We start from the raw sequence: 13,505 nt of genomic DNA, 5'->3' as shown, positions 1-13,505 counted from the left end.
ATGCACTGATCGTCTCATTCTTTGATGACAAAACGCGATGGGTGAAGTGCTAGCTGTACCCAGTCTATTCTGTCCTGAGTCTGATGGTGAAGCAAGTTCGACTGCCATTCAAAGGGGACAAAAGACAAAACCGGAACGGTCGTCCATTGCTGAATCTGTTCGGCATTGGATGACCTTGATTCATCACTGAGTTCTGGATCGACGTCGTTCAGTATGATGCCGGCAACACACAAGCCCCGGTTCTGTAACGCCTCGACGGTCAAAAGACTGTGATTTATGGTTCCCAGCCCCGCGCGTGCTACAACCAAAACCGGAAATTTCAATTCTGCAGCAAAATCCACAACTAACGTATTTTCTGTTAGGGGGCAGAGAACGCCTCCGACCCCTTCCACAATCAAAAACTCAACTTGATCCTGCCACCAGAGTGCTCCTTGCCACAAAAGGTCATGGTCAATCTGTCTGCCCTCCTTGCGCGCGGCCACCGGTGGAGCCAGTGGTGCATGAAACTTTTGTGGACAGATCCGTTCCAATGGGAATGTTCGGTTGATTGACTCTGAAAGCAATTCGATATCATTCCAGTAATAATCTCCAGAATTCCGTTCCTGGATACTGCCGCTACAGGCGGGTTTGTACGCACCCGTTGCGATTCCTTCGGATATTAATTGCCGGGCGATGGCAGTGGAAACATAAGTCTTCCCCACATCAGTATCAGTGCCCAGGATCATCAAACCGGGTATATTTAATGGAAAAACGTCCACAATGATTTCCTGATTTCACAAACATCTTGTTTCTTTTATGGAACAACCGTCGGTCCCAGCTTGCGATAGACGGAGATTCGTTTTTATTATACAGAATAGAGAAACGAAGCGACATCAGAAGAGAGGTCTGAAACAGCAAAGTCGCTCACACTCTACGTCACGCTGTAGAGCCTGGTTTCAGGGGAAGCCTGTATCATTTGATTTTCGTTTATTGAGTTCAAATCCACAAATGAAGCGCAAAAGAGGATCATCTGGCGGTGCCAGTCTCGACTCACTACTGGACACTATGACCAATGTGGTAGGGATTCTGGTAATTTTATTAACGGTAACCCAGTTAGGGGTTGGCGAAGCAGTCGAACGTATTAAAGACGCGCTGCCGGACATTACCGATGAAGACATGGATCGTTCCCAGAAACGAGTGGAGGACCTCGATTCACTGCTGAAGTTGGAAAAGGAGCAACTACAGACCGTAAAAAAACTGACCGAACAGAAAAAACCTGTCAATATCGAAGAACAGAAGGCTTTGGCGGAGAAGCTGAAAAAAGAGCTGGAAAAATTAAAAGAGATTCAAATTAATATTGAAGCACTCAAAAAGCAGATTGCCGAGCGTGATAAAAAAGTAAAGTCGATCGAGAAAACAATTGTTGAGAAAGAGACGGAGTTAGCTGACATCAAAGCAAAGCTGGCTAAAACCCCTGACCCAGGTCCGGCTCCAAATGCAAAAATCGTGAATCTACCGAATCCGCGTGATGCTCCGAAAGGTGCAAAGCCGATCGATTATGTTTGTCGTGGCGGTCGAATTTTACATGTCGATATTCCACAACTACAGTCACTGGCTTTGGCAGCAATTGCCAAAAGTCGTTTTGTGACAGCACAAGAACAAGCTGTCGACTGTGAGAAACTTGTGAAGTTGTTTGAAAATCGAAACGTGGGAAATCGGGACTGGAGGATCAAACTCAAACCCGCTGGTGGAGTGCCTTATCTCATTCTGGAGCCACGTAAGGGTCGAGGCGATACTTCAGAACGCCTGAGAAAACCTTCGGCGTTGTTTCGCAAGTCGATTCAAAAAGTGAATCCCAATCTGTTTTATCTGAACTTTCGCGTTTGGTCAGACAGTTATGATACTTACCTGGTTGCGCGACAGTACGCCGACCAGCGGGGCGTTCTCGCGGGGTGGACTGCCCTTGATACCAATTCCGAATTTCGAGTCCCTCTGGGAGGAAATCTCAAGTTGACCTGCGAAGGGTATACTCCTCCTCCAACACCACCGCAACCAGAGGTCCCCGATCTTCCCCCTCCCACTGAACGGAAACTACCAGGCACGAAAATTGATTGAGGCACTTAATCGCAAATCCCTTTTATTTCATAAGGCCTCGCACCTGTTTCCTGTTAAGGACCATTCACGATCTTCACAGGATATAACTCTTGGTGATATCCGAAACGATAAAATTTAATTAACAAACACAAATCAGTGATCAAATTTCTGGTACGATTCAAGTAATTGTAAATCCAAAATCATCGGGCTGAGGTGTTTCCTTTGTTAACAAGGATCTACAAAGCCTTTGATCAGATTTCGTTATTTATTTTCTCTATTTTATTGTTCTAAGCAGCCAAAGACACCTCTCTATTTTAACTAATTGTTACAGAATCTGCTTTGTTTTGATATCGAAGCCATCAATAGTTTTTGATCAATTAGTAACTGGAACGTTTTCTCATGCTTGCCTCAAGGGACGGTCGATTTATTATTGTGTGGCACTGAAATCAGAGCCCTGAAGGAATCACAAAGTTCCTGTCTCAACACGAGGTTGATAAGTCTGTGGTTGTAGAATCCTCTCACCAGTATTCTCTGGAAATCATTAAAGGGAAAACTAATTTTCCCGTCCGCCCTGTTCAAGACAATCGCTTAACGATTGGTGCGGGGTCTTGTTGTGGTCTCCAGTTAGCCGGATCTAATATGCCAATCTTGCATACGGTGATCCAGATCGAACAGGGAAAAGCCCTGATCGAAGCCATTGCTCCTCAACCAAAACTATTACTCAATGGAATTCCAATTCAGACATCACCTCTGTCTGATGGCGATTCCATTAGCATTGGGCCCATCGAATTTGTTTTTCGTGTAGCCCGTCCACAATTATCAATGAGCACTCCCATTGCTAGATTATCTGGTTCGCCACTTGAGACGAGCGCTCATATCACTCCGGACAAAAGAGATCACTCAATGACGAATGAAACTACTCTTAAAAACCTGTCTGCATCTGAGCTTGTTGACTTGATGGAGCAGGACTTCCAATTGATCCAACAATATGAAAATCGAAGAAACCAGGGAGCTGCTGCGTTACTGTCACACGTTCATCAAATGAAAGAAAAACAGGAAGAACAACAGCTTCAGGATCAGGAAGTACTTTCTGAGCAGGAGCAATTGGAGCTGCTGGCTGATCTCGAAGCGATGATGGAAGAATTGACTCAATTTTCCGAAGAGCTGCAGCAACGAGCTGACCAGTTAACCAGCCGTGAAAAACAATACGAGTCTGCTGCCGCTTCGCTATTGGAAACCCAAGAGAAACTCGCCTCACAACTTGACCGAACTTTGGACCATGTAGGATCGATCGAGAAAGACCATAACGATGATGGCGAATCAAAACGTGCGATTGCCTAATTGAATTTTATTGCGATAAGATCCTGTGTGAGTTTGATTGACGAACTCACACAGGATCTTTTTTTATGGCTGATATAAGTTTTGAATCAGATTTTAACAATCTCAGGACGCTTCACGAAATCGAAGTGAAGGTTTTTCGATTGTGACAATCGTATTGGGGACGACGCTTTTCATCAAAGAGACACTGGCCCCAATGACGGCATCCTGGCCGATGATGGTATCGCCTCCCAGAATGGTTGCATTCGCATAAATGACGACTCCCTTTTCGATGGTGGGATGGCGTTTCTGCTCGCGAATAATGCGACCTTCTGAATCCTTGGGAAAACTGACCGCTCCCAACGTAACCCCCTGATAAATTTTCACATGCTCGGCAATTTCGCATGTTTCACCAATCACAACACCGGTACCGTGATCAATAAAGAACGAATGGCCAATAGTAGCACCGGGGTGAATATCAATTCCGGTCTGAGAATGTGCCCACTCCGACAACATACGAGGAATGATGGGAACATCCAATTCGTAAAGCTCGTGTGCAATTCGATAAATGGTAATCGCTTCCAGACCAGGATAGCAAAAGATGATTTCATCGGCACAGGATGCAGCCGGATCACCATCCAGGGCTGCCTGCACATCAGTTGAAAGAGCCCGCCTGATTTCAGGAATGGTCTCCAGAAACAGCATCGTTTTCTTTTGTCCTTCTGCTTCGAAATCAATACTGGGCAGCTTTTCGCAATCAGCGCCATGTGTTTGAACATACTGGTGTCTTAAGGCACGCCCAATCTGCGTTGTCAGAATATCGTGCAGAGAATCAACGATATTTCCCACATGGTAGACCACATTTCCCATATGCAGATTTTGACGACGGCGATAACCTGGAAAGATCAATTCCTTCAGTTCCTGAGCAGCTTCGATTACTGCGTCCTGACTCGGAAGTGGGCAGTGTCCTAAATGATGAATTCTGTCCAGTTCGTGATAGGTCTCCACGATTCGGTCGGTAATTTCAGGAAGTCGCTCTTTTTGCTGAAAATCCGTAGCCATGAGAATTTTCTCGCTCGTCAGTTTGGGTCTAATTGAATTTTAAAACTGATTTCAGTCCCCATTGAATGAGGACACATTTCATCAGTAAATGTTCTTTAAATTGCCTTAATTTACAGACATCTCTCCTAGATTCTATGCATGCCGACAAAAGAACGACAAGTAGATAAGTGGAAAAATCCCCTATAGTCACAAATCGGCGTCCTTATGACAGGAAATTGAGCAATTCTCACATCCGATTGATTCGGCTCAAATAATACGCCACTTACAAGTCGCAAAGTCGACGCGTTTTGATCATCGATAGATTCACGCAAGTAAAGCAGATTCTTCGTTTTCGTACCCTAAGTGATGAACTATCAATGTGATATGTACCTTTTTTTCTAGTAATTTACCCAGTCCGAAATCATTCAATCTATTCAATCCCTCACTACGGAACGGTCGATAAACAAACTAACAAGGAGCCCCCAATATCTTCGTGTCAAAACTATTGATGTGACGAGTTATCTCCAGGCAGGAAACCATTGTGAACCATTCCACCAGATTACTCCGCTGGCTTGCACCCTCAATTCGTGAGGAACGTGAAGAATGGAAGACGCTTCGTTTGAAATCAGAGCCAGCAGAAGTGATTGACTCTGACGACACACAGTTCCAAAAGCTCAGCAGTGCGTACCGGGAACTGCACCAGCAAAATCTGGAACTCACCATTCCCAAACCACAACACACGCTCATTCAGTTACAAAATCGCGTGCAAGTGATTCTCGAGCGTTGTCGGCTTTACCTGGGTTCTGAACCGACCCATTCACTTTGCCACACACAACTGCCCATTCTAGAACGAATTCTTAACTCTGTTCGAGAAGAGCAGCAATACATCAGACAACAATTACTGCTGAGTCAAACGGCTCTACATTATGTGAGCCAGTTGAAAGAGTCCACACTAGAGATCTGGACAAAGCCATTTTGCAGCCCGAACTACCTGTTGAATCTGTTGAGAAAAATTAAAAACGATGATGTGCATTTGACTTCCCCGGGTGAGTTTCTATTTCTTTCAATCGAAGATTTTCTGGCTGTTGCTCAACAACAGTCCTCCGATGAAGATATGCCCGTTTACGCAAGGGGCCTGGAAACCGCGCGGTTGATTTACTTCGTCAGCAGGCAACATGAGGACTGGCAAAAAAATGTTGACTTTCTGATGCTGGCCGGTTTATTGCACGATTTTGGCTGGTTGATGTTGAAAAATCAGAATCCTGATAAAGATGTTTCTCAAAGCAGGCTGTTACATGATGAACGGGGGGAACATCCAGTCCTGGGAGCGGCATTGCTCGGAGGATTGCGTGGATTTCCAGGAGACTCATATCTACCTGAAGTGATCTCTCAACATCATGAACGGCTTGATGGCACTGGTTATCCGCGCAGGTTACACACCTATGCCTTAAACGAACATTCGCAACGTATGGCAGTGGTTTGTCGCTATCTGGAGTTGAAAAACAACCGGCGGGAGTTGACGGCAGACGGTATTCGATCTTACGACATGGAAGAGGTAGCATTTGCAGCAGCATTGCAGCTTTATCGGGAAGCGAAACGTGGCGAATGGGATCAACGGGCCGTCGACCAAACTCTATCAGCTCTTGACACAAATCTGCCAGAAGAGTTGAGAGAAACCGACCAGAAGAATGATCTGTTTTCCCTCAAGCGTTTTCAACACTATCGCCAGGACGCATCACACACGCAGCCAATGAAACCTCATATTCATTCCAGTTCAAAGCATGAATCAGTCAAACAGGCTTTAGAGAACCAACAAGAGTCATGACGCAAAAAAAACATTCTCAAAGCGAAATGACTCTAACCGTTGATAGTTATTGGTTAGAGGCCAGGCAGCCACTTGTCTGTCTGGTATTTCTTGCGCCGTTGTTGGTGATCTATGAATTGGGGGTGATCTCCATGGGCGGGAACCAACCGGAATTGATTCGCAACGGTGCCGACTATTGGATGCGAAGCTGGCTCTCTCAACTGGGGTTCACACATACCTTTTTACTGCCTTGCCTGATTGTGAGCACACTGCTGATTTGGCACATCTGTTGTAAAAACCCCTGGAAAATTTCTGCAGAAACTTTGATGGGGATGTTTGCGGAAAGCCTGCTGTTCGCTTTCTGTCTCATCATATTGGGGCAGGTACAGGATTTGGCTTTTCAGCAATTACCCGAGCCAACGATGATGTTCATCGAACGAGAATCTGCTTCGCGCGTCGTCAGTTTTGTTGGTGCAGGCGTTTATGAGGAAGTGATGTTTCGTCTCTTATTGCTGCCTCTCTGTTATCTGCTCTTCAGAGGTATGATGCTGAAAGTACGCTGGTCTGCAGTCCTGGCGATCGTTACGACTAGCCTTATCTTTTCATTGGCACATTATATTGGTGCTACCGGAGATCAGTTTTCCGTCTTCAGCTTCACTTTTCGGACTCTGGCTGGTCTCTTTTTTGCCGGTCTCTTTTTTCTCCGCGGATTTGGTATCACCGTCGGCGCGCATGCAACGTACGATATTATCGTCGGTGTGATGCTGGTCAGTGGGCCCTGACAGACCAATTTGAATTGGTACCTTGTCGACTACCAGAGCGAATAGTAACCACGACGACCATAGCCGGTGTTATAGCCGTATTGAAATATCAGGCTGCCGTACAAGGTTGGTCGATAAGGCCAGATGCCACAATAGGGTCCGTAGTAACCTCCAAAGTAGCCTCCCCAGTAAGGTCTGTAACTTCCCCATAGCGGAGTATAAGTGCCCCAATAAGGTGCATACGAACCGGTATATCCATATGGTGAACAGTAACACGAAGAATACGAATTCCAGGCGTTGCATGTCCGCCAGGGATAAAATGTGTTGTAACCAAAATACGAATATCTGGGGTAACCGTTGAAACGGTAGTAAGCGGGCCGGTAATAACGATAGCTGGCGACTGCCGCGTAGGGACGATAACGGTTGTAATATCGTCGAGCCCCAAAGCCGTAATAGCTTGAACGGGGATAATAAGAATAGTTTCGTGCATAGCGATTTGAGTAACCATAGTATGCCGAACGATTGCCATATCGATACCGATAGTAGGCAGAAGGAGAATAAGGAGTTCGATATCGGGAAACAGAGTAGGGATGCGCGGCCGATGAGACATTGGTATTAATGCTCGTCAATGCACTCAGAAAGAAAGAGAACAGTATTATAGATCGTAAAGAATACACTTGACCGCCCTATCACGTTACCGGTTTCCCGTCATCCATGACGCTGATCAATGAGATCCTCATAAAACAACTTGAGGATACGGCTATGCAGCCTGTATTTCGCTCAATTATATACGCTCCAGGAACCATTTGGAACAATTAATTTCAATAATCGTATGCTCAGATCTGACGGGAAACAGCCTTAAAATTCAAACAAAGACTGTGTTTTCACAACCGCTAATTCTTCGGGAAACGTGTGAAATGCATGAATCAGCAGGCTTGTCTGGTTCGCTTCAAAATCAACGATACTTAGAGCCCCGGGAGTGATACGGCTTTCTGAGACAAAATGATAAGCCAGATCGGCCTTTTGGGAATCCATCATATATTCTTCATGCAGATTATTAAAAATCACATAATCAAGCTCTTCTAACTGGTAGCTGACCTGATAATAGAGCCCCGATTCCAATTGTGCAGATTCAGAACGACAGCCACGAACGGGCTTTTCCAGCACTCGTTTCTGGCTGGGAAGGGGATTCTGAAACGAAGTCAGAATCTCACAAACGGTTTTTTCTTTGTGCTGAATACTGGCAATATGCCCCGTTTCACAGATCTTCAATACAGCAGAATAATTCTTCTGATGCACCTCCGCCGAAGTGCAAGTGGTGTAAAGCTCGGGATGTATAGAACGCCCAATCAAGCGAAAGATCAAATCATTTACTTTCGGTCTGGCAGATCGGACACTCATTCTGATGGATCCAAATAAAGATGAAAGAGATGATTAAATAACTACTTAAAGATTCATTAACAGAAGTGATTCTCATTAGAATTCATCCCATGTTTTTGAATCACGATTTAATTCTAAGCGATTGGGAGAGCAATTCCAAACAACGTTCGGCAAGATTTTCAAACTCCTGCTCTATTTTATAGAACCCCCATATTTAGATTGACTTTGGGGGGCACGGTACTCTGGAAATTAATCAAATTTTATCAATACGACCTTGACTCAATTACAAATGTAATTAAACTTCCACAATTACAGTTGTAATTGAATGGAGAAACGATGACAGAACGACCCGCACTATCCAAAGGCGAAATCGAAGTCGCCCGTGCACTCTGGGAACTGAAACACGGCACAGTACGTGAGGTGTTTGAATCGTTTCCAGAATCGCGAGGCATTGATTTCACAACCGTCCAGACGTACTTAAGAAGACTGGAGCAAAAGGGGTATGTCAATGTGAAGCTCGAAGGCCGAACTCGTGTTTATTCACCTCGTGTGAAACCACGTACTGTCATTCGTGAAACTGTGGATGATCTGGTTGACCGCCTCTTCGCAGGAGAAACTTTCCCTTTAATGCAACATTTAATCGAAGATCGAAACGTCAGCCAGGAAGATTTAGATGCGTTAAAGACTTTGCTTGATCAATTGACGGAGGAACGAAATGAATCTGAGTGAATCAACGTTCGTCCAAATTATCTGGCAGCAGTTCTGGCAATGCTCGTTGTTAGTGTTTGCCGTCTTTCTGATCTGTAAATTTATCAAATTCCGGCAATCACATCTGACTTTTATATTGTGGTTAATTGTCTTACTGAAATTTATGACGCCTCCCCTATGGAGCAGTTCCAGTGGTCTATTTTGCTGGGTGCAGGGAATTCAGAGACCAGGAGCACACCAAGCTCTCACAAATCAAGACCAGCACGCGCTCACTCTGACGGAATCGATTCGACAACTCATTGGCGATGATGTGCAGAAGCTGCCGGATGTAGAGGCAACAGCACCGGCCGTTCAAATTACCGTTCATGATGGATCTCAGAAAAAGAATCCCTTATCGGACATTGAGAATTCTGCTTTGAAACCTGATACCACACTCACTCAACAAGAATGGTATTCAGCGCGCCCATTTTTCTGGTATAGCGGATTTGTTCTCTGGGGCTTGATCGCAGCCAGCATTGTGGCTGTGATGGTGATCCGTTACTGGCAATGTCGGCAAATATTGCGCACTTCGAGTATGGTTCATGATCCAGAACTGGATCAATTACTGTCGCGTCTAAGTGTGGAATTACGAGTCAAACGAAGAGTCAGGCTGTTAATCACTAAAAGCCGCATCGGACCGGCAGTGATTGGATTATTTCGCCCCACGATCATTTTGCCTCAAGCGATTGTCGATTCTCGTTCAAAGAAAGAACTGGAACCTATTTTGGCGCATGAGTTGATTCATATTCGACGGGGTGACTTATGGGTTGGTTTGTTGCAACTGACAGCCTCGATTGTGTGGTGGTTTCATCCGCTGGTCTGGTTTACGGGACGGCGTTTGAAGCTTGAAGTTGAGCAGTGTTGTGATGAAGAAGTTCTGGCAGAGCTAGATTGTGAGCCCGGCTTGTATGCAAAATGTTTGCTGGAAGTGCTGGAGTTAAAACATACATTGAAATCAGTTCCTGTGGTGCCGGGCGTGCGTCCGGTGGAAATTACCTCAAAACGTTTGGAGCGAATTATGAAATTGGGACAAGGATGTCAAAAGCAAACACCCTGGTGGTGCTGGATGGTTTTAATCGTTTTATCAGCAACGGTATTGCCTGGTGCGGCTTTTGTGGTTTCTGCAGCGGACCAACAAGCTGAAAAAGCGACGAAGAGTACTAATGCCGACCTGTTGATTATTCAAAACAAAAGTAAGGAGAAGGAGACGAGTTCACCGAATCAAACCAGGACACAACATCAAGATAAAAATATCTCAAGTTCGCCTTCCTCTTCGGTTCTCAAATTCTTATACGCAACAGAAGAATTACAAAATCCAAAAGCGCAAACCGTACGTGTTTATTCTATCAAAGAGCTAATGGAAAAAGGCTACAAAGATGTAGGTGAATCACGCGCAAAAGCCGAATTGATCGAAAAAGTCCGTTCGTTCGTGAACAAGCAGAAAAGAAAAGAGGAAATCTTACCCCAACCGAACACTCAACTCGCGAATCCATTAATGAAGAAAGCAGCTGGCTCCCATTTTGCGGGAAGATTATTCATCAAGGATGATCATTTCATTGTTTTGAGTGAAGATCCAGGTGTTCACAAACATGCAGCGCAAGCGATACAAGAGCTATCTGAGTCTGTTTTCACAAAGCTACAGATCATAACGAAAATCAAAGTCATATCCGTTCCACAAACATTAATCTCAAAAATCAGTGATCGACGGAAAGAAGTCAAAGTCATTGAAGTCAACAAATTTGGCCCCATGCGTGGAGCAACGAAAACGAATGATCCATTTTCGGACAGTTCAGAGATTGAAAACAAAGCCATCACATTTGAAACTCTGGTTGCCAATCGTAGTCAATCACTGATCTATGAATTACTGGATACAAAGCGTGCTAAAGAAATCCAAAAAATGATACAAGCCACAGAAAGCACGCTTCTATCCTCTCCTGTCATCACGATGATGAATGGTCAAACAGCGAGCATCGCCCAAAAAGAGAAACCGGTTTTTGAAAATCAGTTTGCAGGCGCCGGACAACGTTTTCAATTAAACAACTATGGTTTCAATCTTAACGCACGACCAATGTTCCCAGAAAAAGGTGGGAATCAAAAAACAGGTAGACTCGAATACGAAATCACATTCTCAAAAAACAAAGGTGTGGTGAAACAGAACACCATTGATTTGAATTCGAAACAACGGAAGGTCGTTGAACTTCCGATGATAAACGAATTTCGGTTTGCAGATTCAACACAGATTCAATTAGGAGAGACGCTATTAGTAGGTGGTTTTAAAATGGATCAGAACGCAAAAAAGCCGCAAGTGCTTTTATTGATGATCCAGTTAGAAAAGGTCAAACCAGTCACGGATCTTCTCATGTTTGGTATCGGTGTCAACAGCGATGTCGGTGTCATAGGGCATATTATTATTGATGAGTCTAATTTCGAGGACAATTTAATCACGAAAACCTATCCGGTTGCTGATCTGGTAGTTCCCTTACCGCGTAAAATCGTCACCTCTCAGAAGCTTACTCCAACGATGCTACCGCCTGTCAAGCCTCGTTTTGAACCATTGATTGAACTGATCAAGAAAAACGTCACTCCTGAAAATTGGAGAAATGAAAAAAAGCAAACGGGCTCGATCATGGCATATAAAGAAACACTTTCTCTGGTTGTCCGACACACGAGAGAAGCCCACGACCAAATTACTGAGTTATTGCAAAAATTGAGAGCCTTTCAAGATCTGATGATCTATCTCGATTTTCAACTGGTCCAAACTGATCATTTACAGAAATGGTTTAAAGAGTGGGAACGATCTGAAGTCCGGGCTCTGCAAGACCTTTTAAAACAATTGAAAGCTCGAAATTTAAAAGAAGGAATCCTACTTGATCTACAACATGCTGACTTAATGAAACAAATGGCACAACGGACTGAACACCTCAATATTCTGCAAGCCCCGAAACTCTCACTTTTCAATGGGCAGTCAATAGAATTCGATCTCAAAACGACTCTTGAATCTCAAAAAAACTCACCGTTTCGAATTCAGTTACGAACCGAGCTACCGGAAAAACAAACGCTGCGACTCTCGATGGCCATCAATGCCAATGATGCGTTGGATGTTTTATCCAACCTGAAAAGCATGGCCATTCCCAACGGGAAATCTGTATTGATTGACATCACGGACCAAGTTAGTGGCAGGGAACCTGCATTTCTGCCGTTCCAGTTTTCTAACCAAAATCAGCCGGAGCCAAAAAAACATAAACGGTATTTCCTTCTGATTAGCCCCTCTGTCATGAACCTATCCGAATCGGAAGAGACGCTTAATCTAGAACCACCCGGACGTTAAACAGTAAATGTTGACCATCGGGTGTGAAACTGACGTCACCGTTGATGTTTCCATCGACTTTGATTTCGAGTGGTTCGGGTGCTTTGTCCTCTGCGGGATTAAATTTGAGTAGTTTGCGTGGTGATGTGGGAGAACCAAATACAATCATATCTCCCTGGGGATGCCAGGCCATGTCTTGATATGGGGAAACTTTGCTTTTAAAGTGCACTTTTAATCCTTCTTGCATTCCCGCGACATTCACTGTAGCGACCTCATAAGTTTTATCCGCTTTTCGTCCTAGAAAACAAACCCAGTTACTATCGGGAGACCATGCCATATTCCAGTAAATCATGGAATAGGGGCTTTCCCCTTCGGGAAACACATCGCTCTTTGTTTCTTCGATTAAATCATAGATTCGAAGATTTGATTTTCCTGATTTGTACACACGATAAGCAATTTTTTTGCCGTCAGGTGACCACTGTGCCCCCCAACCACCTGTTTCAATCATTTTACGGTTAGAACCATCGGCGTTCATGATGGCGACGCCTGAGGGAGACTGCTGAGAAAATGCGATTCGATTCCCTCCCGGAGACCAACTCGGCATCGCCCCCGGGCCAAGAACTTTAAAGTCACTCCCATCCGAGTTGACGACCATAATCTGCACGTTCGAAAAGCTTTCGCCCTCCTGAGACTTCCAGCCGTCAAAGGCCAATTTTTGCCCATCCGCAGAGAAGGTGGGAGAGCCGGTGTTATAGTAATCTTCTGCGACATAAAAAACCTTGGGCTCTGCACCTTCTGGAGTCGCTGAATAAAACCGGGTCCGTTTCACTACTGGCTCTTCATCTGCTACTACCTGCGGATGATCAAAACACTGAAGTACAACACAGGCCATGCAATAGAAACAGAAAACCACAACAGATCTCATGGCAAGTCCTCATTCTCACGTTGTTAGAAACAGACACCCCGTGTTTTGTTGTTATAGCATCTTGAAAATAGGGTTGAAAGAAAAACCTTCGGAACGTCACCCGTTAAAAGTAAATTCCAGATTTCACCTGGCAATAGAAAAAGAGATTAA

The 13,505-nt window shown here is 44.6% G+C and carries 11 protein-coding genes; 6 read left to right on the top strand and 5 right to left on the bottom strand.

Features of this window, described 5'->3' with window-relative positions:
• Positions 1 to 14: 14 nt before the first annotated feature.
• Positions 15 to 758, bottom strand: a complete 744-nt coding sequence (bioD, locus tag V144x_RS02325) for a dethiobiotin synthase (protein ID WP_144980818.1) — start codon at positions 756 to 758, stop codon at positions 15 to 17.
• A 229-nt stretch (positions 759 to 987) separates the two neighbouring features.
• Here bioD and V144x_RS02320 point away from each other — a divergent pair, with 229 nt between their 5' ends.
• Both V144x_RS02320 and V144x_RS02315 read left to right on the top strand, forming a co-directional pair.
• Positions 988 to 2,094 carry a hypothetical protein gene (locus V144x_RS02320; protein ID WP_144980815.1) on the top strand — a complete coding sequence of 369 codons (1,107 nt, stop codon included), beginning with the start codon at positions 988 to 990 and terminating at the stop codon, positions 2,092 to 2,094.
• 480 nt (positions 2,095 to 2,574) lie between these two features.
• The gene (locus V144x_RS02315) at positions 2,575 to 3,414 is read left to right on the top strand and encodes an FHA domain-containing protein (protein ID WP_144980813.1); all 840 of its coding nucleotides are present in this window, start codon (positions 2,575 to 2,577) and stop codon (positions 3,412 to 3,414) included.
• A 102-nt stretch (positions 3,415 to 3,516) separates the two neighbouring features.
• Here V144x_RS02315 and V144x_RS02310 read toward each other — a convergent pair whose 3' ends face one another.
• Complete coding sequence (locus V144x_RS02310; protein ID WP_144980810.1) at positions 3,517 to 4,452, bottom strand: serine O-acetyltransferase; 936 nt, start codon at positions 4,450 to 4,452, stop codon at positions 3,517 to 3,519.
• Positions 4,453 to 4,972: 520 nt separating this feature from the next.
• Here V144x_RS02310 and V144x_RS02305 point away from each other — a divergent pair.
• Positions 4,973 to 6,256 (top strand): HD-GYP domain-containing protein, encoded by a 1,284-nt coding sequence (locus V144x_RS02305; protein WP_144980807.1) that lies wholly within the window; start codon positions 4,973 to 4,975, stop codon positions 6,254 to 6,256.
• A complete protein-coding gene (locus V144x_RS02300; RefSeq protein ID WP_144980804.1) occupies positions 6,253 to 7,017 on the top strand; it encodes a CPBP family intramembrane glutamic endopeptidase in 765 nt (254 codons plus the stop codon). Before V144x_RS02305 ends, V144x_RS02300 begins: the two co-directional genes overlap by 4 nt.
• 29 nt (positions 7,018 to 7,046) lie before the next feature.
• Here V144x_RS02300 and V144x_RS02295 read toward each other — a convergent pair whose 3' ends face one another.
• Both V144x_RS02295 and V144x_RS02290 read right to left on the bottom strand, forming a co-directional pair.
• Positions 7,047 to 7,673 (bottom strand): hypothetical protein, encoded by a 627-nt coding sequence (locus V144x_RS02295; protein ID WP_144980801.1) that lies wholly within the window; start codon positions 7,671 to 7,673, stop codon positions 7,047 to 7,049.
• Between the two features lie 181 nt (positions 7,674 to 7,854).
• Positions 7,855 to 8,397, bottom strand: coding sequence for a DUF2617 family protein (locus V144x_RS02290; RefSeq protein ID WP_144980798.1), 543 nt, complete (start codon positions 8,395 to 8,397; stop codon positions 7,855 to 7,857).
• Positions 8,398 to 8,712: 315 nt separating this feature from the next.
• Between V144x_RS02290 and V144x_RS02285 the strand changes: the two genes are divergently transcribed.
• Both V144x_RS02285 and V144x_RS02280 read left to right on the top strand, forming a co-directional pair.
• The gene (locus V144x_RS02285; RefSeq protein ID WP_144980795.1) at positions 8,713 to 9,105 is read left to right on the top strand and encodes a BlaI/MecI/CopY family transcriptional regulator; all 393 of its coding nucleotides are present in this window, start codon (positions 8,713 to 8,715) and stop codon (positions 9,103 to 9,105) included.
• On the top strand, positions 9,092 to 12,451 hold the full coding sequence (locus V144x_RS02280) for a M56 family metallopeptidase (protein WP_144980792.1): 3,360 nt from the start codon (positions 9,092 to 9,094) through the stop codon (positions 12,449 to 12,451). Before V144x_RS02285 ends, V144x_RS02280 begins: the two co-directional genes overlap by 14 nt.
• Here V144x_RS02280 and V144x_RS02275 read toward each other — a convergent pair.
• Positions 12,426 to 13,355 (bottom strand): TolB family protein, encoded by a 930-nt coding sequence (locus V144x_RS02275; protein ID WP_144980789.1) that lies wholly within the window; start codon positions 13,353 to 13,355, stop codon positions 12,426 to 12,428. The genes V144x_RS02280 and V144x_RS02275 overlap by 26 nt on opposite strands.
• Positions 13,356 to 13,505: the final 150 nt, after the last annotated feature.

This window comes from Gimesia aquarii (genome assembly GCF_007748195.1).
GTDB classification, from domain to species: Bacteria; Planctomycetota; Planctomycetia; order Planctomycetales; family Planctomycetaceae; genus Gimesia; species Gimesia aquarii.
This window is presented reverse-complemented; position numbering and strand designations above follow the sequence as displayed.